Origin of the sequence: Polynucleobacter sp. AP-Titi-500A-B4 (assembly GCF_018688095.1) — a bacterium.
In the GTDB taxonomy this organism is placed as follows: Bacteria; Pseudomonadota; Gammaproteobacteria; order Burkholderiales; family Burkholderiaceae; genus Polynucleobacter.
The window spans coordinates 920564-944505 of record NZ_CP061311.1; the positions used below are offsets into that span (position 1 = coordinate 920564).

Sequence of the window (23942 nt, forward strand, 5' to 3'; positions counted from 1 at the left end):
TTGCTTATAGATCAATCCCCCTAAATTAGGTCGAATCAGCCTAATTTAGGGGGTATTTCAAATGCTGGGTAATTTATTCGTCAGCTATGGTGTTGCGTAAGATGCCAATCGATTCGATTTCAATCTCACAGATATCACCAGGTTTCATGAAAACAGGAGGCGTTCTAGCGTAACCAACGCCAGCAGGGGTCCCGGTAATCACGACATCACCAGGCTCTAAAGTCATGCACTCAGTAATAAGAACAATGGTCTCTGCAATGCCCCAAAGAAAATCTTTAGTGTTGGCGTTTTGCATCACTTGACCATTTAAGCGTGACTGAATATTGAGTCCGTGGCATCCAACTGGAAGTTCGTCAGGTGTCACTAGCCATGGACCAAATGCACCGGTTTGATCAAAATTCTTACCAATAGTCCACTGGGTTGTTTTACGTTGATAGTCGCGAATACTGCCATCGTTAAAGATGCTGTAACCAGCGACACAATCTAAGGCGTTGTCTAAGGTGAGATTGCGCGCTTTTTTACCAACAATAAAAGCTAACTCAGCTTCGTAATCCAGTTTGTCAGAAACCTTGGGTCGCACGATAGGGCTCAAATGTGCAGTCATTGAGCTCGGCCCACGCATAAAAAAACTCGGGTACTCAGGTCTTGCATTCCCGCCTTCTTTTGCATGGTCAGCGTAGTTCAGACCCATGCATACAATTTTTCCTGGTCTTTCAATTGGCACCTTGAAAGTAATTCCACTCATTTTTCCGGTAACGGCATTGGGATTGCTAATAGCTTTTGCAGCTCGATCCATCATTTCTTTAGAGATAATCATGTCTTGCAAATGATTAGGAATTTGTGGGTCTGTCGCACTCAAATCAATATAGGTATCTGAGCTGCCTTTTGTGAGAGCGCCAACCCCCTCATATCCATTCGGACCCTTAAAGCCAAATAGCCTCATAACAATGTCTCCAATTTGATTGGTTTATTTATAGCCAGTTCCCGAAGTATATGTCAGTCTTAATCAGCCTAAAGGGCGGCCGTATGAGAGCTTCTCAGCGCCATGGTCCATTAAAGTGTGATAACTTTCCGTTAGGAACTCATGAAGATCACCACTAATAAGAAAGTATAAAAACATCATGGAGACACCAAGCCAGTCGCTTAATGGCGGCCAGATTCTGGCAAATGCATTGGTAAGACAGGGTGTAGAGATTGCTTTTGGTGTTCCTGGTGAGAGTTTTCTGCCTTTATTAAATGGTCTGGTAGATCATCCCAAGTTTCGCTTCATTACCTGCCGGCAAGAAGGCGGTGCAGCTTATATGGCTGAAGCCTATGCAAAGTTGACTGGACAGCCTGGTGTATTGATGGTCACGCGTGGGCCAGGTGCATCCAATGCCATGATTGGTATGCATACCGCTTATCAAGATTCAACCCCGATGGTCTTGTTAGTCGGACAAGTTGGCACTGATATGGTCGAACGTGAAGCGTTTCAAGAAATTGACTATCGCCGTATGTATTCTGAATGTGCAAAGTGGGTAGGCAGTATTGATCGCGTAGATCGCATTGATGAATTTGTTTCTCATGCCTTTCATGTGGCGCAAGCAGGACGTAAGGGTCCGGTAGTTTTAGCTTTACCAGAAGACGTGCTCTATATGGCTGGACAAGAAAAGCCTGTTAAGCCGGCACACATTATTCAGCCAGGTTTGGATGGCAATGTATTTCATCAGGCCATGCGCGCATTTGCTGCTGCTCAAAAGCCGATGATTATTGCCGGTGGGGGCAATTGGAATGGTGCTGCTTGTGAAGCCTTGCGAAGTTGGGCTAACAAAGAGGGTGTGCCGGTAGCTACCAGTTTTCGCTCTCAAGATGTCATTGATAACCTAGATCCTGCATTTGCTGGAGATTTAGGGATTGGCGCGAACCCAGCCTTAGTGAAACGCATTCAAGAGGCAGATGTTCTTTTAGTCATTGGTGAACGCTTAGGTGAGATGACCACAGCGGGTTACAGCATATTGAGTGTTCCGCAGACTAAAGGCACCTTAATTCATGTGCTCTCAGGATCAGAAGAGTTGGGTCGTGTATATCGTCCTGACTTTGCCCTCAATTGCAGCCCAGAACATTTCTGCACGGCATTGAATTCCGTACAAATGGATACGAGCTATAACCCCGAAGCCATGAAGGCAGCGCATGCTGAGTATTTGGCTTTCTCAAGTCCAGTGACGGTGCCTGGTGATATGCAATTGGCCTACATCATGAGCTCTCTTCCCGGGTCAATCCCACGTGATGCCATTATCACGAATGGCGCTGGTAATTTTGCAACCTGGGTCCATCGCTTTTATCCCTATGGACCATATAAAACGCAGTTGGCGCCTGCGAACGGTTCTATGGGCTACGGTCTACCAGCAGCAATTGCGGCCAAGATTGCCAGCCCTGAAAAAGTTGCTATTGCAGTTTGTGGTGATGGTGATTTCATGATGAATTGCCAAGAATTGGCAACGGCTGCGCGTTATGAGGCTTATCCAATCGTGTTTGTCGTTAATAACAGCATGCTGGGAACGATACGCATGCATCAAGAAAGAGAATTTAACTCGCGCGTAATTGCTACTGGCTTAACCAATCCAGATTTTGTGAAGTTTGCAGATAGCTTTGGAATGCCTGGCTTCAGAATTAGCAAAACCGAAGAATTTGCCCCTGCATTTGCAAAAGCACTGGCAAGCAAGAAGGGCGCTTTAATTGAAATCGTGCTCGATCAAGAAGTGATTTCACCAAGCAAACTGCTATCTCAATTGGGAAAGTAAAAGACAAATTGATAGGGTGAGAAAAAAAAGACAATAAAAAAGAGGAGCATCGCTCCTCTTTTCCTTAAGAAGGCCAGAAAGTTAATCTACTTTTGCTCCAGAGTCTTTTACAACCTTAGTCCACTTAGTGATTTCATTTCTAATGAAAGTTGAAAACTGAGCGGGAGTATTACCAACTGGTTGAGCGCCCATAGCAAGATACTTTTCTCTGACTGAGGGACTGTTGATTGCAGCCATCAAAGTAGCGCTGTCTTTATTCAAAATATCGGCGGGCATATTCGCAGGACCAACCACGCCAAACCAAGAAGTTGCTTCATAGCCGGGTAAGTTCGCCGCTTCTGCAATGGTTGGTAGATCTGGAAATGCTGGGGAGCGTTTAGCACTGGTTACTGCCAATGCTTTTAGACGGCCAGCACGAATGTAATTAATTGAAGAAGGTAGGTTATCAAACATGATGTCAACGTTACCTGCCATTAAATCGGTAACTGCTGGAGGGCTTCCTTTATATGGCAGGTGAACCATATAGGTTTTGGTCATCGACTTAAAGAGTTCGCCAGCCATGTGGATTGAAGTGCCATTACCGCTAGAGGCCATATTGACCTTGCCTGGATTGGCTTTAGCATATGCAATCAAATCATTCACGCTATTAATGTTGTTCTTAGCGGCGAACTCTGGATTCAGCACCAATACATTAGGTAACTCAGCCACTAAGGTAATAGGCGTGAAATCCTTAATAGGATCAAATGGTAATTTGCCGCCACCTTGAGTGTAGAGAGGTAAGTTAATGCCATGGGTTCCCACGGATGCCATGAGCCAGGTATAGCCATCAGGAGCGGATTTAGAAACAATCTCAGCACCAATATTGCCACCTGCGCCTGGCTTATTGTCGATCACGACATTCCACTTGGCTGTATTAAGGAGCTCATTTTGAAGTGGCCTAGCAATATTGTCCGTTGCGCCACCTGCAGGAAAAGGGACAATGAAGCGTATTGGCTTATTCGGGTAATCGGATTGCGCAAAAGAAACTTGTGCGCCACCAAATAAGGCCGCCACCATGACGAAAAATTGAATTAAGCGGATAAGTGCTTTAAATAAACCACTTTGAATCATTGCTATCTCCTGTTTATTAGAATCATTCTGGCGATGATTTTTAATAGTTCAATTTAAGCACAAGAGGGCAAATAGAGGGGCTAAATATGAAAAAGGGCCTAAATCTCTACAGACCCTCACATATTTGACCGCTCATCCTGGGGCACCAAGAAGCCTCAAAACCACCTTTGAGCGTTTTTTCATTTGAGCATTACTTTTGAGATTTCTGTTTACGCTTGTAGATGATCCAGGCCGTATTGATTCCCGTGATGACCATAATTGGCCAGAGTGGGGTACAAACCATAATCCAAAAAATACGACCATCTAGAGGTGAGGTTTGATCAGAGTCCTTTGCCTTCTGAGGCCCTTCACTAAATAAGTGTCGTTTTGAGTAAGTGGCAAAACCAAAGCTTGCGCCAAAGATGAGGAAAAGGCAGATAAAAGTGTATGCACTTATCATTTTTAATCTTAGGTAAGATTGTTTGAATTTCATCTTACATGAGGTTTTCAATACATTTAATCTAATTTTTCCCTATTCCAAATAATTGCCAATTTCTGATGAATTCTCCAAATTGATGCACTTTCCTGCCAAAGAAAAAACCCTGTAGCTTTATGGGCTTACAGGGTTTTAATTTGGCTCCTCGACCTGGGCTCGAACCAGGGACCTACGGATTAACAGTCCGGCGCTCTACCGACTGAGCTATCGAGGAATAAGCCGATATTATAGCAAGATGCGATCACTACTTCCTACATCCGTACAGATCCCCAAAGTACTGACCATTGCTGGCTCTGACAGTGGTGGTGGGGCGGGGCTTCAAGCTGACCTCAAGGTCATTACAGCCCTTGGCGGCTTTGGGATGTCTGTGATCACGGCGATTACTGCTCAAAATACACTGGGGGTCACGCGTATACAGGACGTTGATCTAGATGTTGTCGAAGCTCAAATCGATGCAGTTTTATTGGACATCGGCGCCGATATTGTCAAGATTGGTATGTTGGCAAGCCCAGAAATCGTTCGCACAGTAGCCAAAGCACTGCGCAAACATGGTGTCAAAAGAATTGTTTTGGACCCAGTGCTGCGTGCTACATCAGGTGCCAGTTTGGGCGGTGATGATACTGCCCAGGCGATCATTGCCGAGTTGTTTCCAATAGCAACCCTGGTTACGCCAAACTTAGATGAAGCATCTTTATTGTTGGGTCGCGACCTTACTAGCCCGAATGATTTCAAATCTGCTGCACAAGAATTGCTCGATATGGGACCTCAAGCTGTATTGATTAAAGGCGGTCATCTTGATGCAACGCATACACAAATCACTGATTACTTAATGTGGCGCACGATTGAAGATGGTCTTGAGGTCGTTCAATCGAAAGAGTTCAAACACTATCGTGTTAATACTGCTAATACTCATGGTACCGGCTGTTCGCTTGCTTCAGCGATTGCCACTTACTTAGCGGGTGGTCATGACCTATCTCACTCAGTTGCTAAAGCAATTGCTTATGTAGAAGCTGGACTGGAAGCGGGGCGCTTCCTTAGTATTGGCGAGGGACCGGGTCCGCTATGGCATATGCATGATTTCTACCCAACCGCTTTGCCAAAAGAAGATAGCTATTAAGGACTATTTGTTTCCTATTTATTGAAAACCTATGCGCATGAGTTTTGCGCACAATTGTTTTTAAAAATTGCATCTAAAACTTAGTTTCGATATTGCTAGTCTATTCCCCATAGAGGGAATAGGATGGTTGTATGTCCAAGATCTCCCCAAACTACCTGCAATTTTCAAAGTTAGCGCATAAAGTGAACAAGCGTTACAAGATTGCTGACAGCAAAGAATTATTAGCGCTTGAGGCTGTATTACGAGCCTATGTAGAGCGCGTTGAATTTGCTGTATTAGATCTGATCTTGCTAAATGAAATTGCTTCTCAAGCAACTCTTCATTCCATCATGAAGGGCTTGATCATCAAGAAAATGATTAAGACGGAAACCTGTCAGCATGACGGAAGGCGTAAATTATTATTGCCAACAAAGCACGGCTTGTCATGGCTTAAAGAAATTTCTGATTTACTAAGCAGTTTTAAAAACTAAGCCTGCATTAGTTCTTGTAAATGCTTCACTGCGGCCTTAGGATCCTTGGCTTGAGTGAGGGCTCTCACCACTGCGACTGAGCCAACACCACTCTTAGCCACGGCGCGAATGCTATCTTGATCAATGCCGCCAATGGCAACTAATGGATAGTGACTCATTAACTTTGCGTATTGATACAGTCTTCCAAGGCCTTGCGGGGCTGTTGGCATCTTCTTGAGATTGGTGGGGAATACGGCACCCATCGCAATGTAGCTAGGGCAATAACGATCTGCAATGGTCAGCTCTGCATAACCATGAGTGCTGATGCCTAAGCGTAATCCCGCTGCTCGAATCTTTTCAAAGTCAGCCGTTTCTAAATCTTCTTGACCTAAATGCACTCCATAAGCCTGCGCATCTATTGCTTCATCCCAGTAGTCGTTGATAAAGAGGAGGGTTTTACTACCCTCAACCGCTTTCACCGATTCTTTGATTTGTTTGCGGATTTTGTAGCGATCTTCCGACTTAAAGCGTAGTTGCACCGTTGGAATCTCTGCATCTACCATGCGTTTTACCCAATCAGCATCAGGCATCACGCCATAAAGGCCTAAGTGCTTTGGGCATTCCTTGAACGCATTGGGATTCATATTGCGAGTCCAGGGCAGTAAATCAAACTGCTCTGGCCTGCTTGGCCATTTAAATGGATTGAAGCCGCCGTCATGCAAAGTCATCCGGGACCATGCCTTGCCTAAGACTTTGGCATCAGATTCGATAAAGCCCATCTCAATAGCAGCAAGAGCGCCAGCGAGTTCGTAAAGATCAGTTGCAGCTTCGTTATCAATCCGTGGCGGTTGAAGACTCATTGAATATTGTGGCAATGGAATACAAAGATCATCGGTGCGATGGGCTTGAATAATTTGATCTGCAAGGTCGCGTATGAGACTCATTGGCTTATCCTTAAGCTTGATGCCAAAAGGGAGTGCCAACCAAAGGAGTGCTAGCTTGGGCTGACTCTTGAGGTTTCATGGCACCTGAGAGGTAAGCGGTACGACCAGCATCTACTGCCATTGCAAATGACTTAGCCATGGCTACAGGGTCATTAGACAGCGCCACTGCGGTATTGAGAAGAACGCCATCAAAGCCCCATTCCATTACAGTGCAAGCGTGGGAGGGAAGGCCTAGGCCGGCATCAACAATCAGGGGTACTTTGATGCGATCGCGTAATAACTTCATCGCATAGGGATTGAGTGGCCCTTGACCAGTGCCAATCGGTGCAGCCCAAGGCATGACTGCTTGGCAGCCGACATCAACTAAACGTTGGCACAAGATTAAATCTTCTGTGCAGTATGGCAATACTTTAAAACCATCTTTGATGAGTGTCTCTGCTGTTTGCACTAAGCGCAAAGTATCGGGTTGTAAGGTGTAATCATCACCGATCAGTTCTAACTTAATCCAGTCACTCTCAAATACCTCGCGCGCCATATGGGCAGTAGTGATCACTTCTTGCGGACTGTGACAACCTGCAGTGTTTGGTAAAACAGGCACCGCCATTTTTTTGAGGAGGTCCCAAAAGCCGCTATGTGCTTCTGTAGTGCTGGTGCCTTGGCGACGCAGGCTGACCGTGATCATCGCTGGATTAGCTGTCTCTACTGCATTTTCAAGAATCTGAGGGGAAGGATAGCGAGAGGTGCCCAATAGCAAGCGACTAGCAAAACTCTCTCCGTATAAAACGAGAGCATCAGCGCTATTGAGATTGTTTGGCAATGGTGCGGTCATAAATGGTTTAAAGGTATTAGCCGCCAGTGACTGGGGCGATCACTTCAATTTGATCATTCTCGTTTAGGGTGAATTGATCATATTGAGTCTTGGGTACAAAGTTCAAATTTACAGCAACTGCATAAGGTGGCTTTGCATTAATCAAAGACAGTGCATCTGAAATCATGCTTTGATTTGGAAGTTCATATTCAATTTGATTGACAATTACGCGCATACACTTGCCTCATGATTGCTGGTATTGCTGGTTATGCTCAAACCCAATTCCAATGCGGTGTTGCTTTGACCGCTTTCTAGAAGCTCTAGGGTGGAGTCGAGGACAGCTGGAGAAATCATGAATCCATGGCGATAAAGACCGTTGATCATCAATAAATCCGCTAAGCCTTTATCCTTTTGAATACGAATTTCTGGCAAGTTATTTTTTAGCGTAGGGCGACATTGCGTGGCCATCTCTAAGATGCGTGCCTCGGCAAAGCCACTATGTACGGTATAGACCGCACTCAACAATTCCATGGCAGAACGAACACTCATCTCTGAAAGATCGTCAGATTCAATCTCAGTGGCACCAACAACGTAGACGTCATTCTCTTTAGGGGCGATGTAAATAGGGTAGCGAGGATGAATCAAGCGAGTAGGTCTACGTAATTTGACCTCAGGCGCATAAAGGCGCACAACTTCACCACGAACACCTCGCAAACTATTGATAGAGGATGCCCAAACTTCTTTAGCACCATTGCCACGGCAATCAATCACACATTGATATTGACTATCTTTACGTAATTTCTCAGGATCAACCTCCTTATTCCATAGACAGTTCACCTTGAGTACATTGAGCTCCTGCAATAACGCATCGAGTAATTGGCGATTATCAAGTTGACCTTCGTTGGGCAAAAACAAACCCTGCATAAAACGTTCTGCCACACCTGGTTCAATTTCCCGTAACTGCATGCTATCCAATTTTTGTGGAAGCGTTAGCTGAGGATTGTGAAGACAATTCTTTTCCAGATGGTTGGTAAAACGCTCGGCTTCACTGGCATCTTGTCTGTGCCACAAAATCAAGGTTCCATCTTGCTGAAAAAATACCGGGGTTGATAGTCCCCCAATGAGTTGTTTCCAGCGGGGTAAGCTATGAATACCCATACGCACTACAGAATCTTCAGTAATAGCAGATTCAGCCAATGGTGCCAGCATCGCAGCAGCAATGCGAGCTGCGGCACCGCTACCATCGGAGTTGCCCTGATCAAAGATATCGACCTGGGCTCCACGCTGGGCAAGTGCGACCGCTAGCAGCCGACCCATGAGGCCGGCGCCGACGATGGCGTATTTGCTGTGGATGCGTGACGCTTGAGTCATGACAATTTACTGATAAATCTCGCTACCGCGTTTGCGGAACTCAGCTGACATTTCTTCCATGCCCTTAGTAGCCTCTGTCACTTCAGCAATCGGAATCACTTTAGAGCCTTGCTTAGGATTGCCATCAGCATCCAATGTCGCTGCATAGTCACGTACTTCTTGAGTGATTTTCATTGAGCAGAACTTTGGACCGCACATAGAGCAGAAGTGTGCAATCTTGGCGCCTTCAGCTGGCAAGGTTGCATCATGATATTCACGCGCACGCTCAGGATCTAAACCAAGATTAAATTGATCTTCCCAGCGGAACTCGAAGCGCGCCTTAGAAAGGGCGTTATCACGCACTTGAGCACCAGGAAGACCTTTTGCAAGGTCAGCGCCATGGGCTGCAATCTTGTAGGTGATGATGCCTTCGCGCACATCTTCTTTATCTGGTAGGCCTAAATGCTCTTTTGGTGTGACATAGCAAAGCATTGCTGTGCCATACCAACCAATTTGTGCTGCACCGATGCCGCTGGTGATGTGGTCATATCCTGGAGCGATATCTGTAATCAATGGTCCAAGGGTATAGAACGGAGCCTCTAAACAGTGCTTCAGCTCTTCAGTCATATTCTCTTCAATGCGCTGCATTGGAACGTGACCAGGGCCTTCAATCATCACTTGCACATCATGCTTCCATGCCTTGGCAGTTAATTCGCCCAAAGTGTGGAGTTCACCAAACTGAGCAGCATCATTAGAGTCAGCGATACAGCCAGGACGAAGGCCATCACCTAAACTAAAGGAGACGTCATACGCTTTCATAATTTCGCAAATCTCATCAAATTTGGTGTAGAGGAAGTTCTCTTTGTGATGAGCCAGGCACCATTTCGCCATGATGGAACCGCCGCGTGACACGATGCCGGTAATACGATCCGCTGTTAATGGTACGTAGCGAAGTAACACACCCGCATGAATAGTGAAGTAATCGACGCCTTGTTCTGCTTGTTCAATCAAAGTATCGCGGAACATTTCCCAGGTGAGGTCTTCTGCAATGCCGCCGGTTTTATCTAATGCTTGATAAATCGGAACTGTACCAATCGGAACTGGTGAGTTACGTATGATCCACTCACGAGTTTCATGAATGTGTTTACCAGTAGACAGATCCATGATGGTGTCAGCACCCCAACGAATGGACCAAACCATTTTCTCCACTTCTTCATTGATGGAAGAAGTCACAGCAGAGTTCCCTAGGTTGCCATTGATCTTGACGCGGAAGTTGCGACCAATGATCATGGGCTCAAGTTCAGGGTGATTGATATTGGCAGGAATAATGGCGCGACCCGCAGCAATTTCTGAGCGAACGAATTCACCAGTCACGATGTCTGGCAGATTGGCGCCATAGCCTTTGCCAGGATGCTGCTTGAGTAATTGCTTATAAGCGGGATCCTTGCGCAGTTGCTCTAAACCCATGGATTCACGCAAAGCAACATATTCCATCTCAGGAGTCACGATGCCTTTGCGGGCGTAATACATTTGGCTAACGTTCTGACCAGCTTTAGCAACGCGTGGTGCGCTGATGTGGGCAAAGCGTAAGCTTTGAGTTGCTTCATCTTTAGAGCGCGCAACTCCGTACTCAGAGCTTGGACCAGGAAGTTGCTCAGTGTCATTACGTTCTTTAATCCAGGTCTCGCGTAATCTTGGCAAACCTTTTTCAAGATTGATCACAATTTCAGGATCGCTATAAGGGCCTGAAGTGTCGTATACAGGAACTGGTGGATTAGCAACCAACTCTTCGCCAACGCGGGTTGGTAATTGTTCAATCATGCGAATCGGTGCTTTGATATCTGCACGAGAACCTTGCAGATAGGTTTTTGTTGAAGCAGGATAGGCAAATTTTTGCCCGAAGTCGCGCTCTAAGCTTTTGAGGCTTGGAATTTCATGTTTGGTGGTTTTTGGGTTGCCTGTGCTCATGTCCATCTCCTAACTGTTTTAGATGGACGAAACCGGGTGTCGGTCTGATGTAACTCCCCACGCCAGCATTACCTGGATCGGGTTCTAGGGTCTTTCTCAGCGCCTTCGAGCTAAAACCGCTCTAAAGGGCACCCCTGTTTCATCCTTAATTGAGATTTAACCACGAAAAGAGACTTTGACGCACGACGCCAATCAAGACCGCTCAGACTAGGCTTAAAAGCTCACTTATTGCGCCGCAAAAGGAAGTCTGCCGTTACAAAAGCTGCATCGCTCGTGAATTCATCAGCCAGAATTCGGGCAGCGGCTTCTGCATAAGAAACCTCAATAAAACCACTCACTTCCCCATCATGGTTCGTGGGAATGAAGTTATGGGCTAGCTCTAGGTCGTAAATATAGAGCTGCTCATCATGAAAGCCTCGGCCTGGAATAGGTCTGCGCATATGAATGCGACCAACGGGCTCGATTTCGTCTGCAATCTGGGCTGGTACGCCAGCTTCTTCCCATAATTCACGTTTGGCACAAACCCAGGGGGTTTCATCAGCGGTAATTCCACCTGCAGCAAGGTTGTCTAACTTACCTGGATCGGTGGGTTTGTTCTCACTACGTCGACCCAACCAAATTGAATTGGCTTTGGTGTAGCCGTTGATATGGGTTGCCATACTACGAAATCCAAACGTGCGAAAGGCAGCACGCTCTAAGCGAAAGTACATGTGCCCATTTTGATCTACCCAAGCAAACTCTTCATTGCGCCATCCTGGAATAAAACCACCTAAGCGCAAGAAATTTGCTAATTGATTCAAGCTCGCCGACAAATCAATCGGCTTTCCCAGATGAATGGTGAGACGATCATGATCCATTGAAATCAAGGATACAGATTGCTTCTTGAGAGATTCTTGGAGGTAGGGAATAAAGTCTGGATTTAATTGCCCAATAGTCTGCTCTTCACCATTGCCGCGAGCAAAATAAATCGGCATGTAATCAGAGGGAGCTGAACGCGCTGTATTTTGGAGCATTTCCTCAAGGGCGGCGATAGTGCTGGTAGATAAGGCGGTCATGCATGGGAGTGTAAGGGAACTTGAACGAATGCGCAGACCATTGTCAATGACGCTTAACACAAGCTGGTGGAGAAATATTTTTTTCTGGATGCAAGAATCAGGAGGCAAATAGTGCTGATTATTTAAGCAAGCCAGATCAGTCTATACAAATCCACGACTTACGAAAACTTTTGTGGATTTATCCACATTGCCTGTGGATAACTCTGTTTCATTTGATGGTCCCGCCGACAGGAATCGAACCTGTATCCCACGCTTAGGAGGCATGTGCACTATCCATTGTGCTACGGCGAGAGGTAAAACTTTCCCCCAATGTACTCTAAATAATGTTGGGGAAAACCTGATTGCATTGCAATTGATAAATGTTTATTGGACGTATTACCAGCCACAAAGTGCCCACACTTGATTAGTAATGGCAACCATCATATCGGGTGCAAAGTACGCAGAAAAAATCAGGAGCAGCACCAGTAATGCGCATCCGTATATTACCCACTTCCAAATCGATATGCTGCCTTGCTTAAGCATTGGCAACTCTAGTAATGGCACGTTCTTTTACGGGAAGGTTTACCAAGCAGGCAAAAACGCCTAAGCCAATTGCGATTTCCCAAACAATTAAATAAGAGCCTGTGCGATCAAATAAGTAGCCGCCCAAGAATGCACCACAAAAACTACCTAGCTGGTGCGAGAAGAATACCAATCCCGAAAGCATTGTTAAATATTTAACTCCAAAGATTTGCGCCACAATGCCGTTGGTTAATGGAATAGTAGATAACCAAAGAAAGCCCATCACGGCAGCAAATAGGTAGGTACTCATTGGGCTGGGTGGTATTAACAAAAAGGCGGTAATTGCAAATGCGCGACCTAAATAGATGCTGGAAAGTAAATACCGCTTCGGAAAGCGCTGCCCAAGATAACCGGAGCTGTAGGTGCCAAAGATATTAAATAAACCAATCAGGGCGAGGGCAGTTGTAGCGACAGCAGGCGCACCTACAGATGGGTAAACAGAAGAGAGATCTTTAAGGTAGGGTGCTAAATGGACGGCAATAAATACCACCTGAAAACCGCATACAAAATAACCCAAGGTCAATAATTGGAAGCTCGGATTGGCAACGGCCTCTTTCAGAGCCTCTTTGATTGTTTGATCACCCAGATTATGGTTATGAACAAAATTTTTCTCTCGCAACATAAATGCGGTGGGAATCATGAGGCTGGCCATCAATGCCAACATTAAGAGTGCATCTTGCGCACCAAAGGCACTGAGCAATCCTTGCTCGGCTGGAATCATGAGGAATTGACCAAATGAACCAGCGGCTGCAGCAATGCCCATTGCCCAGACCCGTTTATCAGCAGGAACATTGCGACCTAGGATTCCATAAACCACGCTATAGGTCGTAGCGGTTTGGGCGAGACCAATGAGTAAACCCCCAGCAATCGTGAAATTGAGTGCGTCTGTAGAAATGGCCATACCCGCTAAGCCGAGTGCATACAACAGGCCACCAGCAACCATGATTTTGAATGCCCCATAGCGATCTGCTAATGCACCAGTAATCGGTTGTACTGCTCCCCATATCAGATTTTGCAATGCAATGGTTAAAGCAAAGGTTTCACGACCCCAGCCATTGGCCATGGTGATGGGCAAATTGAATAAACCAAAGCCATGCCGAATACCCATGGAGAGGGTGACCATGAGTCCACCATAAATAAGGACTTGTTTCATGGTGAGAGAGGCTTTAGGGCTAGCCACTAAACAATTCCTTTTTTACGCAACTCCGCAATCGCCTCATCATTTAAATGCAGGCGCTCATGGAGCACTTCCTGAGTATGTTGGCCCAAAGTCGGTGGCGCCATACGTACTTCTGTAGGCGTTTTAGAAAGCCTCATGGGGCTAGCCACTAATTTCATGGTTCCTACTGTTGGATGCGGAACATTAATTTGTACATTTCTGGAAATCACTTGTTCATTCTCAAATACTTCTTTGAAGTTATTGATTGGGCCGCATGGAACATTGGCTTGCTCCAGTAGTGCAATCCATTCACCTTTGGTTTTCTTGCGAGTCATTGCCTCAAGCAAGGGAACCAGTTTTTTGCGATGCTGGACTCGCAAAGGATTCGTGAGGTAAAGCGGATTATCTGCTAGATGTTCTTCGCCACCTGCCGTCACAAAATGTCGATACTGCCCATCGTTGCCGGCTGCAACAATCATCCAGCCATCGGATGTAGGGAAGGTTTGGTAGGGAACGATGATGGGTGATGCATTACCCCAACGACGCGGAACCTCACCGGAGGTTAAGTAAGCGCTGGAGATGTTGGCCATCACGGCAATTTGCGTGTCTAGCAAAGACATATCGATGTATTGACCTTCGCCAGTGTGATCGCGATGAACCACTGCTGCAAGGATCGCGGTAGACGCATACATACCGGTAAAGATATCGGCAATGGCAACACCAGACTTTTGAGGGCTAGCACCCTCAAAATCATCTGCCTCACCGGTCACACTCATGAAACCACCAATACCTTGAATGATGAAGTCATAACCAGGTCGATGTGCATAGGGGCCAGTCTGACCAAAACCTGTAATGGAGCAATAGATCACATCAGGCTTAATCTTTTTCAGGCTTTCGTAATCGAGACCATATTTAGCCAAGTCACCCACTTTGTAGTTTTCGATGACGACATCAGATTCAGCCGCTAATTGGCGAATGATCTCTTGGCCTTCAGGTTTGCTGATATCTACCGTAATGGAGCGCTTATTTCGGTTGATGCAAATAAAGTAGGCAGATTCATCAGTTTCATGGCCGTTGGCGTCTTTGGCAAAGGGAGGGCCCCAATGGCGGGTGTCGTCTCCGGCGCCTGGGCGCTCGACTTTGATGACATCTGCACCCAAATCAGCAAGATTCTGAGCACACCAAGGACCTGCAAGCACGCGGCTGAGGTCTAAAACGCGAATATGACTTAAGGCTCCCATGCCCCAATTTTGGCATGGATGACAGGGGAATTCGGGAAAAGTTTCGCCTTAGACTCAGACATGACTACAATTTGCGCGCATGGCTACCCGTAAAACTTCTGAATACAGCGAATCGTCGATTCAGGTCCTAAAAGGACTAGAACCAGTCCGTCAGCGGCCTGGGATGTACACCCGAACCGATAATCCCCTTCATATCATCCAGGAGGTCTTGGATAACGCTTCAGATGAAGCGCTAGGTGGATTCGGTAAGCAAATCATTGTCACTTTGCACACAGACGGTAGCGTCAGCGTAGAAGATGATGGTCGAGGTATCCCGGTTGGGATGCATCCTACTGAGAAATTGCCCGTAGTTGAAATCGTATTTACACAGCTTCATGCAGGCGGCAAATTTGAAAAAGGTACTGGTGGTGCTTATGCATTCTCTGGCGGCTTGCATGGTGTTGGCGTTTCCGTTACCAATGCCCTCTCAAAACGATTGGAAGTGACTGTTTGGCGTGATGGCCAGGTTTCCACTTTGACTTTTGCCGATGGTAAGGTAATTGAAAAACTCAAAACGAAACCTTCTTCTAAAGAAGATAAGTCACATGGCACGCGTGTACGCGCATGGCCTGATGGAAAGTATTTCGATAGCTCTGCGATTCCAATGGCTGATCTCATTCGTCTGCTCAGATCGAAAGCCGTTCTATTACCAGGCGTCAAAGTTACCCTAATTCAAGAGAAATCTGGTGACAGTCAAACTTGGCAATATGCTCAAGGTTTGCGTGGCTACCTCAATGAGGCAATTGCCCAAGCAGGACATGGCCCAGAGGTCATCCCACCATTTGAAGGAGAGCAATACGCAACTGGTACTGGTGAGGAGGATTCTTTTGCTGAGGGCGAGGGCGCAGCTTGGGTCGTGAGCTGGACAGAAGATGGCGCACCAGTGCGCGAGAGCTATGTGAATTTAATTCCAACACCTGCTGGTGGAACGCATGAAAGTGGATTACGCGAAGGTCTCTTTAATGCGGTTAAAGGTTTCATTGAAATGCACGCATTACAGCCTAAAGGCGTGAAGCTGATGCCCGAAGATGTTTTTGCACGCGCTTCTTTTATCTTATCGGCCAAAGTATTAGACCCACAGTTCCAAGGTCAGATTAAAGAGCGACTGAACTCTCGAGATGCAGTGCGCTTAGTATCTGGCTATGCAAAATCAGCGTTAGAGCTTTGGCTCAATCAACACGTGGACTATGGTCGCAAATTAGCGGACTTGGTGATTAAGCAAGCGCAAGCAAGAACACGTGCTGGTCAAAAAGTGGAGAAGAAAAAATCTTCTGGAGTAGCAGTTCTTCCTGGAAAGCTCACGGATTGCGAAAGCGAAGATATCGCTCAGAATGAGATCTTCTTGGTTGAGGGTGATTCTGCTGGTGGCTCAGCCAAAATGGGTCGTAATAAGGAATATCAGGCGATTTTGCCCCTGCGCGGCAAGGTTTTGAACACTTGGGAGGCAGAGCGCGACCGTTTGTTTGCCAATAATGAGGTGCATGACATTGCCGTGGCCATTGGCGTCGACCCGCATGGACCCAACGACAGCCCTGACTTATCGAATTTACGCTACGGCAAAGTGTGTATCTTGTCCGATGCAGACGTTGATGGTGCACATATTCAGGTTTTGCTCCTCACGCTGTTCTATAAACATTTCCCAAAACTCATTGAATTGGGTCATGTACATATCTCTCGTCCACCACTGTTTAGAGTGGACGCCCCAGCGCGTGGAAAAAAACCAGCGCAAAAAATTTATGCACTGGATGCTAGTGAACTACAAGCGATTGAAGATAAGTTGCGTAAAGATGGCGTCAAAGAATCCGCATGGCAAATCTCTCGCTTTAAAGGTCTTGGCGAGATGAGTGCAGAACAATTGTGGGATACCACGCTCAATCCCGATACACGTCGTTTGCTACCGGTAACCTTAGGCACATGGACTGAAGATGAAACTTTTAAAACCATGGACATGTTGATGGGTAAATCCGAGTCTGGGGCACGTCGTGATTGGCTTGAAGAGCGTGGCAATGAAGTAGAGGCGGACATTTAATGGCTACGAAAAAGACATCTGGCAAGAAGCCAGTAGCTGAGCAGGCTGATTTATTTTCTTCTCCGGTTGAGGAGATGGAGATTGTTGAAGTCGACGAGGTTCCAGCAAAAGTTGCAAAGAATGTAAGCGGCCCGAATGGTCCAAAAGATCCCCATGATCCAAAGACCATGGATTTAAACGAAGACAATAAAGACAGCCTAACGCTGGCAGTGTATGCAGAGCGCGCCTATTTGGATTACGCCATTAGTGTTGTCAAAGGTCGTGCACTCCCTGATGTATCTGATGGTCAAAAGCCAGTACAGCGCCGCATATTGTTCTCAATGAGTGAAATGGGCTTACGTGCTGATGCTAAGCCAGTGAAGAGCGCTCGTGTGGTTGGTGATGTATTGGGCAAGTTTCATCCGCATGGAGATCAATCTGCTTATGATGCTTTAGTCCGTCTAGCTCAGAGCTTCTCACTGCGCTATCCACTAATTGATGGTCAAGGCAACTTCGGTTCCCGAGATGGTGATGGTGCAGCAGCAATGCGTTACACCGAGGCACGCTTAACCAAAATTGCTAGCTTACTCTTAAGTGAAATCGATGAGGGCACAGTCGACTTTGCCCCAAACTACGATGGTTCTTTTCAAGAGCCGAAGTTATTGCCAGCACGCTTACCATTTGTATTGTTAAATGGCGCTTCTGGTATTGCCGTGGGTATGGCTACTGAAATTCCTTCGCACAATCTTCGTGAAGTCGCGTCTGCAGCAATCGCGTTGATGAAGTCCCCAAAACTCTCTACGGCAGATTTATTAGACATCATGCCTGGACCGGACTATCCAGGTGGCGGACAAATCATTTCCTCGGCAGCAGAAATCGCGCAGATTTACGAAACTGGTCGTGGCAGCGTTAAGGTACGTGCCCGTTGGTCCGTAGAGGAGCTGGCACGTGGTCAATGGCAAGTAGTGGTCAATGAATTGCCACCATCTGCATCATCACAGCGTGTCTTGCAAGAAATTGAAGAGATTACCAATCCTAAAGTAAAGGTTGGCAAGAAGACCTTAACGCCAGAGCAAAACAATCTCAAATCCACCATCTTGAACGTGCTCGATGGCGTGCGTGATGAGTCTAGTAAAGACGCTGCTGTTCGTTTGGTGTTCGAGCCTAAGAGCAAAAATATTGATGTCAATGAGTTTGTAAACCTCTTATTGGCGCATACCTCGCTTGAATCCAATGCCCCAATGAACTTGGTAATGATTGGTAATGACGGTCGTCCACGTCAAAAGGGTTTGAAAGAGATTATTTCTGAGTGGATTGAATTTAGGGTCGCTACAGTTACCCGTCGTACTCAGTTCCGACTCGGAAAAGTGAAAGACCGCATGCATATTTTGGAAGGGCGCCTAACCGTTCTCCTCAATATTGATAAGGTTATCAAGATTATTCGCAATAGTGATGAGCCTAAAGCCGATTTAATCAAAGAGTTCAAACTCACAGATCGCCAGGCTGAAGACATTCTTGATATTCGCTTGCGTCAGTTAGCTCGCCTTGAGGGAATCAAGATTGAGCAAGAGCTCAAAGAGCTTAAATCTGAGCGTGATGACTTAGAAGGTTTATTGCAAAGTGATGCTGTATTACGTAAACGCATCATTAAAGAAATTGAGTCCGATATCAAAGACTTTGGTGATGATCGCCGCACTCTGATTCAGGAAGACAAGCGCGCCATTGCAGAAACCAAAGTGATTGATGAGCCAGTGACGGTCATTGTTTCGCAAAAAGGCTGGGTACGAGTGCGTCAGGGTCACGAGCATGATGCTACTCAATTTAGCTTCAAGGCGGGTGACGCCCTCTATGAAACCTTCGAGGTTCGTACAGTAGATGTTATACAAGGCTTTGGCAGTGACGGCCGTGTTTATACCGTTCCTGTTAGTGAGTTGCCAGGTGCGCGCGGAGACGGATCGCCCTTGACGAGCTTCGTTAATCTGGCTCCTGGCTCACAAATGGTGGCTTATTACGCGGGCCAAGCAGATGATTTAGTCCTCCTATCCACCAAGGCTGGTTATGGATTTTTGGCAAATGTTGCCGATATGAGTACACGTAACAAGGCGGGCAAATCATTTATTACGATTGATGCCAAAGTACCTGGTGATGCCCCTTTAGGCGCATGCAAAGTTCAAGTGGGCATGAAACAAGTTGCTTGTCTGTCGGGAGCTTCTAAGTTACTCGTGTTCCCATTAGATGAGCTCAAGCGTTTACCAACGGGTGGTAAAGGCGTGATCTTGATGGGCTTAGATGACAAAGAATTCATGGCATCGGCTATTGCAGTTGGACCGAATGGTGCAACGTACTCAGGAGCGGGGCGTGCAGGCAAACCTACAGAATTAAGTTTAGATGCAAAAACCTTGAAGTCTTTTGCAGGTAACCGCGCACGTAAAGGTCACTTTGTGGAGCCGCGCCTTAAAGATGGCAAGCTCAAGGCAAATTAAAAAGCCAGCTAAGTTTTCTTTGGAATCGCAATACCGTATTTAACGGCAATCACTTCCGCCAGAATCGATACAGCGATTTCTGGTGGGGTGAGCGCTCCAATGTAAAGGCCAACGGGCCCATGCAAGCGCTCTACCTCTTCCTGAGTAACATCAAACTCTAATAAACGCTCTTTACGTTTCTGGGTGTTCTTGCGACTGCCTAAAGCACCAACATAAAAGGCGGGGGACTTAAGCGCCTCCATCAGTGCCATATCGTCTAGCTTTGGATCGTGCGTCAGGGCAACTACCGAAGTGTGTGGGTCAACGCCAATCTCCAGCAAGACATCATCTGGCATACCTTTGATAAACGTCAGGTCTTCACGATTCAGTCCTTCTGCGTACTCTTCGCGAGGATCAATCACAATCACTTCAAAGTCAGAGGCCAGCGCAAAGTCTGCGGTGTACAAAGATAGTTGACCGGCCCCAATGATGACCATGCGCCAACGAGGACCGTAAGTCGTGCACATCTCGGTATCGGTGCAACTAAATTCATCGTTCCGATTACCATCCTGCAAAATGGATTTACCGCTAGCGATATTTACAGTACGTCTTGTAACTTGATGTGAAGAGATGCCATCTAGCAGTTTTTCTAAAACGGCTAACTCTGGTTTAGGCTCCACGAGTAAGCGTAAAGTACCGCCACAGGGAAGTCCAAATCTTGCTGCTTCTTCTTGGCTGACGCCATATACAACCATTTCAGGGGTATTGCGCGTCAGGATTTCAGTTTGGACACGACTAATTAAGTCATCCTCTACGCAACCGCCTGATACTGAGCCTGCCACTTGACCATCTTGACGAATCGCTAGCCATGAGCCTACAGGGCGGGGTGCAGAGCCCCACGTTTGGACTACGGTGGCAATAGCAACGGGGTGGCCAGCTTTTAGCCAACTCACCGCAGATTTGAGAACACTTAAATCGGTACTATTCATTTAATGTCTTTTATATTTTATTTTTTCGTAGTTAGTTTGTTTTCTTAATTATTATCACCTTAATGAGTGCAGCAGGTAAATCTACCAATCCTAGACTGGCAATCGTCCTCTTGGCGGCCGGCGAGGGAAGTCGCATGGGCTCCATTCCTAAGGCTTTGCTCCGCAAGGATGGGAAAAGTCTATTAGAGGCCTTCTGCCTATCGGTAGATGCTATTGATCCGGTGGAATTTCTGGTGGTGACGGGTTTTCATGCACAAGCAATTGAATCCGAACTCTCAAGTCTTGTTAAACAACTAAAAACTCCAGTTATTGTGATTCAAAATCTCAATCCAGATCAGGGTCAGGGCTCATCAGTACGACTGGCGTTGGAGAGTCTCAAAAGTGATTTTGATGTGCTTGCAGTTTGTTTAAGTGATCAGCCCAATGTGGGTGCTCAAGAGCTTCATGCTTTACTGAACGAATTTGACCGGCGTAATTCTCTTGAACAAATGGTGATGCCCCAAGTGAATGGGCAACGTGGCAACCCTGTTCTGTTTTCTAAAAAGGCAATAGAAACTATTTTGTCTAAACCTGGAATGGCCTGTCGTACCTTTATGGATCAGCATCCCGAGTTAATTAAAGTTTATGAGACTGACAATCCTGTATATATTCTGGATGTCGATACTGAGGCAGACATCCAGAAATTCGGCATTACGCGGAATTAAATCTCAGCGATCAGTTCAATTTCAACGCAGGCACCCAGGGGTATTTGCGCAACGCCAAAGGCGCTACGGGCATGTTTACCGCAATCACCAAAGACTTCAAATAGCAATTCAGAGCAACCATTGATCACGAGGTGCTGCTCTGTGTATTCACTTGTAGAGTTCACTAAGCCCATGACTTTCACAATGCGCTTGACTTTGTCGAGTGAGCCAAGATGGTTTTGTAATGTAGAGATTAAATCAATCGCAATTGAGCGAGCAGCAGCTTTGCCCGTTTCTGTATCCATGTCTTTACCCAATTTTCCAACCCAGGGCTTGCCATCACGTTTTGCAATGTGACCGGATAAGAAAACGGTGTTACCAGTAGTCGCGGCCATGACATACGCGGCTGCTGGAGGACCTGGTGGAGGTAAATCAATGCCAAGGCTTTTAAGGCGATCGCTAATAGTGCTCATAATCGATATCAATCAATGTAAAAAAGTGAATAGAAGAATCTTACTGGCATATTACTTTGACAACTGACGCATAGCGCTCTCTAGGCCATTTAAGCTTACTGGATACATACGATCCTTCAGGAGATTTTTCATGATATCGATCGATTGTCGATATTCCCAAATGGATTCGGGTTCGGGGTTAAGCCAGGCGAAGTGAGGGAAGTGATCTAATAGGCGGTTGATCCAAACAGCTCCAGCCTCCTGATTGTTGTACTCAACCGACCCATTGGGGCTCAGGATTTCATAAGGAGACATGGTGGCATCGCCTACGAAAATGAGCTTGTAGTCAGAACCGTATTTATTAATGATGTCTTGTGTAGAGGTCACTTGATCTCTACGACGACGATTACTTTGCCAAAGATTTTCATAAACACAATTATGAAAGTAGTAATACTCTAGATGCTTAAACTCTGCTTTAGCTGCCGAGAACAGTTCTCCAATTTGCTTGATATGGTCATCCATCGAACCGCCAACATCCATTAACAGCAAAACTTTGACCTGGTTGTGACGCTCAGGCCGCATTTGAATATCAAGCATGCCAGCATTGGCAGCAGTCGAATGAATGGTCTTGTCTAAATCTAGCTCTAAATCTGATCCTTCGCGGGCAAAGCGACGCAGTCGGCGCAAGGCAACTTTAATATTGCGCGTTCCCAAAGCAAGATCACTGTCGTAATCCTTAAATTCTCTGGCTTCCCAGACTTTAATAGCGGTACGATTACCAGCACTTTCTCCACCAATCCGAATGCCCTCTGGGTGATAGCCGCTGTGTCCAAAGGGCGAAGACCCGCCAGCCCCAATCCACTTATTGCCACCACCGTGCCATTCTTTTTGTTCTTTGAGTAACTCTTCAAGACGCTTCTTCAGGGCTTCTGGGCCGCCTAATTTCTGAAGCGCCGCTTTTTCTTCATCAGTCAAAACCCGCTGTAGTTTTTTCTCCAGCCAGTCCATCGGAATGTCAGGAGAGAGAGCAATGATTTGCTCAACACCTTTGAAGTAACTACCAAATACCTGATCAAAGCGATCAAAATGCTGCTCATCTTTGACTAGAGTCATTCTAGAAAGTTGATAAAACTCATCGATAGATGGATTGATGACACCAGACTTGAGTGCCTCTAATAGAGTCAAAAACTCTCTTACAGAAACAGGCACCTTAGCCTCTTTCAGATTCAGAAAGAATTGAATCAACATCGAATCGATCTAAGGGTGATTAGCGATGATTGCGATTCATCATCACTAGGCGTTCAAATAAATGAACATCTTGCTCATTTTTCAGTAAGGCGCCATGCAGTGGCGGAACCACAATCTTTTCATCTTGGCTAAAAAGTGCCTCAGGGGGTATATCTTCTGCTAACAAGAGCTTAAGCCAGTCAATCAGCTCGGAAGTCGAAGGCTTTTTCTTGAGGCCTGGTAGTGAGCGGATTTGGTAGAAGGCTTTGAGGGCAGATTCTAAAAGATCCTGCTTAATATTGGGGTGGTGCACATCCACAATACTTTGCATTGTTTGAGCATCAGGGAAGGTGATGTAATGAAAGAAGCAGCGACGCAAGAAGGCGTCTGGCAACTCTTTTTCATTATTCGAGGTGATGATGACCAGAGGACGATGCTTGGCTTTAATCAACTCGCGAGTTTCATAAACATAAAACTCCATGCGATCAATCTCTCGTAAAAGATCATTTGGAAACTCAATATCAGCCTTGTCGATTTCATCGATCAGCAAAACCGTGGGTTCATTTGCCTCGAAGGCTTGCCACAAAACACCTTTCACAATGTAGTTGCGGATGTCTTTGACTTTCTCATCGCCCAGTTGTGAATCACGCAAGCGACTCACGGCATCGTATTCATATAAGCCTTGCTGAGCTTTGGTGGTGGACTTAATATGCCACTGCAAGAGAGGCATCTTGAGGGCAGCAGCCACTTCTTCGGCCAACATCGTTTTGCCAGTTCCTGGCTCGCCCTTAATCAGCAGAGGTCGTTGTAGCGCTATGGCTGCGTTGACTGCTAGTTTCAGGTCCTCGGTCGCAACATAGCTTTGACTGCCATCAAAACGGTTGGGATTTTGAGTGGAGGATGGGTTTATCGACTTGGTCATGAGAGGCAATCAAAATGGCTTTTATTGGACTTTCAAGTATAGGGAAATAGCGCTAAATCTTCAGTATTTCTATTGATTTTCCGCTCAGGAATGGCTAAATCATGGTTAAGGGGGCGTCTGTCCGCTATACTCTTGCAAATTGA

General features: G+C 46.2%; 20 protein-coding genes, 2 tRNA genes and 1 riboswitch. Of the genes, 6 read left to right on the top strand and 16 right to left on the bottom strand.

Annotated features, from left to right (window positions below; translation table 11 throughout):
• Positions 1–73: 73 nt before the first annotated feature.
• Positions 74–943 (bottom strand): fumarylacetoacetate hydrolase family protein, encoded by an 870-nt coding sequence (locus FD968_RS04810; RefSeq protein ID WP_251367645.1) that lies wholly within the window; start codon positions 941–943, stop codon positions 74–76.
• A gap of 178 nt (positions 944–1121) precedes the next feature.
• Here FD968_RS04810 and FD968_RS04815 point away from each other — a divergent pair, with 178 nt between their 5' ends.
• Entirely contained in the window at positions 1122–2780 is a 1659-nt protein-coding gene (locus tag FD968_RS04815; RefSeq protein WP_215367692.1) for a thiamine pyrophosphate-binding protein, read from the top strand.
• 81 nt (positions 2781–2861) lie between these two features.
• Here FD968_RS04815 and FD968_RS04820 read toward each other — a convergent pair whose 3' ends face one another.
• Positions 2862–3836, bottom strand: a complete 975-nt coding sequence (locus tag FD968_RS04820) for a tripartite tricarboxylate transporter substrate binding protein (protein ID WP_251367673.1) — start codon at positions 3834–3836, stop codon at positions 2862–2864.
• A 667-nt stretch (positions 3837–4503) separates the two neighbouring features.
• Positions 4504–4579, bottom strand: a tRNA-Asn gene (locus FD968_RS04825).
• A 21-nt stretch (positions 4580–4600) separates the two neighbouring features.
• Between FD968_RS04825 and thiD the strand changes: the two genes are divergently transcribed.
• A complete protein-coding gene (gene thiD, locus FD968_RS04830) occupies positions 4601–5482 on the top strand; it encodes a bifunctional hydroxymethylpyrimidine kinase/phosphomethylpyrimidine kinase (RefSeq protein WP_215367696.1) in 882 nt (293 codons plus the stop codon).
• A gap of 131 nt (positions 5483–5613) precedes the next feature.
• The gene (locus FD968_RS04835) at positions 5614–5952 is read left to right on the top strand and encodes a hypothetical protein (RefSeq protein ID WP_215367698.1); all 339 of its coding nucleotides are present in this window, start codon (positions 5614–5616) and stop codon (positions 5950–5952) included.
• Here the strand turns inward: FD968_RS04835 and thiE are convergent.
• The 9 genes from thiE to FD968_RS04880 all read right to left on the bottom strand — a co-directional run bounded on the left by thiE (position 5949) and on the right by FD968_RS04880 (position 15017).
• Positions 5949–6875 carry a thiamine phosphate synthase gene (thiE, locus tag FD968_RS04840; protein WP_215367700.1) on the bottom strand — a complete coding sequence of 309 codons (927 nt, stop codon included), beginning with the start codon at positions 6873–6875 and terminating at the stop codon, positions 5949–5951. The two genes, FD968_RS04835 and thiE, sit on opposite strands and share 4 nt — an antisense overlap.
• Before the next feature lie 10 nt (positions 6876–6885).
• The gene (locus tag FD968_RS04845) at positions 6886–7704 is read right to left on the bottom strand and encodes a thiazole synthase (RefSeq protein WP_371817746.1); all 819 of its coding nucleotides are present in this window, start codon (positions 7702–7704) and stop codon (positions 6886–6888) included.
• A gap of 16 nt (positions 7705–7720) precedes the next feature.
• Positions 7721–7918, bottom strand: a complete 198-nt coding sequence (thiS, locus tag FD968_RS04850) for a sulfur carrier protein ThiS (protein ID WP_215367702.1) — start codon at positions 7916–7918, stop codon at positions 7721–7723.
• Positions 7909–9054 (bottom strand): FAD-dependent oxidoreductase, encoded by a 1146-nt coding sequence (locus tag FD968_RS04855; RefSeq protein ID WP_215367704.1) that lies wholly within the window; start codon positions 9052–9054, stop codon positions 7909–7911. Before FD968_RS04855 ends, thiS begins: the two co-directional genes overlap by 10 nt.
• A 6-nt stretch (positions 9055–9060) precedes the next feature.
• Positions 9061–11001 carry a phosphomethylpyrimidine synthase ThiC gene (gene thiC, locus FD968_RS04860; protein ID WP_251367646.1) on the bottom strand — a complete coding sequence of 647 codons (1941 nt, stop codon included), beginning with the start codon at positions 10999–11001 and terminating at the stop codon, positions 9061–9063.
• Positions 11002–11038: 37 nt separating this feature from the next.
• Positions 11039–11147, bottom strand: a riboswitch (TPP riboswitch).
• A 75-nt stretch (positions 11148–11222) separates the two neighbouring features.
• Positions 11223–12056, bottom strand: coding sequence for an NUDIX hydrolase family protein (locus tag FD968_RS04865; RefSeq protein WP_215367706.1), 834 nt, complete (start codon positions 12054–12056; stop codon positions 11223–11225).
• A gap of 216 nt (positions 12057–12272) precedes the next feature.
• A tRNA-Arg gene (locus tag FD968_RS04870) sits at positions 12273–12347 on the bottom strand.
• 223 nt (positions 12348–12570) lie between these two features.
• Entirely contained in the window at positions 12571–13770 is a 1200-nt protein-coding gene (locus FD968_RS04875; protein WP_215367708.1) for an MFS transporter, read from the bottom strand.
• Positions 13771–13796: 26 nt separating this feature from the next.
• Complete coding sequence (locus FD968_RS04880) at positions 13797–15017, bottom strand: CaiB/BaiF CoA-transferase family protein (RefSeq protein WP_215367710.1); 1221 nt, start codon at positions 15015–15017, stop codon at positions 13797–13799.
• 79 nt (positions 15018–15096) lie between these two features.
• Here FD968_RS04880 and FD968_RS04885 point away from each other — a divergent pair, with 79 nt between their 5' ends.
• Both FD968_RS04885 and parC read left to right on the top strand, forming a co-directional pair.
• Positions 15097–17085 (top strand): DNA topoisomerase IV subunit B, encoded by a 1989-nt coding sequence (locus tag FD968_RS04885; RefSeq protein WP_215367712.1) that lies wholly within the window; start codon positions 15097–15099, stop codon positions 17083–17085.
• A 167-nt stretch (positions 17086–17252) separates the two neighbouring features.
• A complete protein-coding gene (gene parC / locus FD968_RS04890) occupies positions 17253–19547 on the top strand; it encodes a DNA topoisomerase IV subunit A (protein ID WP_215368029.1) in 2295 nt (764 codons plus the stop codon).
• Positions 19548–19555: 8 nt separating this feature from the next.
• Here parC and FD968_RS04895 read toward each other — a convergent pair whose 3' ends face one another.
• Positions 19556–20515: an XdhC family protein gene (locus FD968_RS04895; RefSeq protein ID WP_215367714.1), complete on the bottom strand. Its 960-nt coding sequence runs from the start codon at positions 20513–20515 to the stop codon at positions 19556–19558.
• Positions 20516–20577: 62 nt separating this feature from the next.
• Between FD968_RS04895 and FD968_RS04900 the strand changes: the two genes are divergently transcribed.
• The gene (locus FD968_RS04900) at positions 20578–21219 is read left to right on the top strand and encodes an NTP transferase domain-containing protein (RefSeq protein ID WP_215367717.1); all 642 of its coding nucleotides are present in this window, start codon (positions 20578–20580) and stop codon (positions 21217–21219) included.
• Here the strand turns inward: FD968_RS04900 and FD968_RS04905 are convergent.
• Genes FD968_RS04905 through FD968_RS04915 form a run of 3 tightly spaced genes read right to left on the bottom strand, consistent with a single transcriptional unit; the run spans position 21216 to position 23799 of the window.
• Complete coding sequence (locus FD968_RS04905; protein ID WP_215367718.1) at positions 21216–21671, bottom strand: RidA family protein; 456 nt, start codon at positions 21669–21671, stop codon at positions 21216–21218. The genes FD968_RS04900 and FD968_RS04905 overlap by 4 nt on opposite strands.
• A gap of 51 nt (positions 21672–21722) precedes the next feature.
• Positions 21723–22898, bottom strand: a complete 1176-nt coding sequence (locus tag FD968_RS04910; protein ID WP_215367720.1) for a VWA domain-containing protein — start codon at positions 22896–22898, stop codon at positions 21723–21725.
• 19 nt (positions 22899–22917) lie between these two features.
• The gene (locus FD968_RS04915) at positions 22918–23799 is read right to left on the bottom strand and encodes a MoxR family ATPase (protein ID WP_215367722.1); all 882 of its coding nucleotides are present in this window, start codon (positions 23797–23799) and stop codon (positions 22918–22920) included.
• Between the last annotated feature and the right edge of the window lie 143 nt (positions 23800–23942).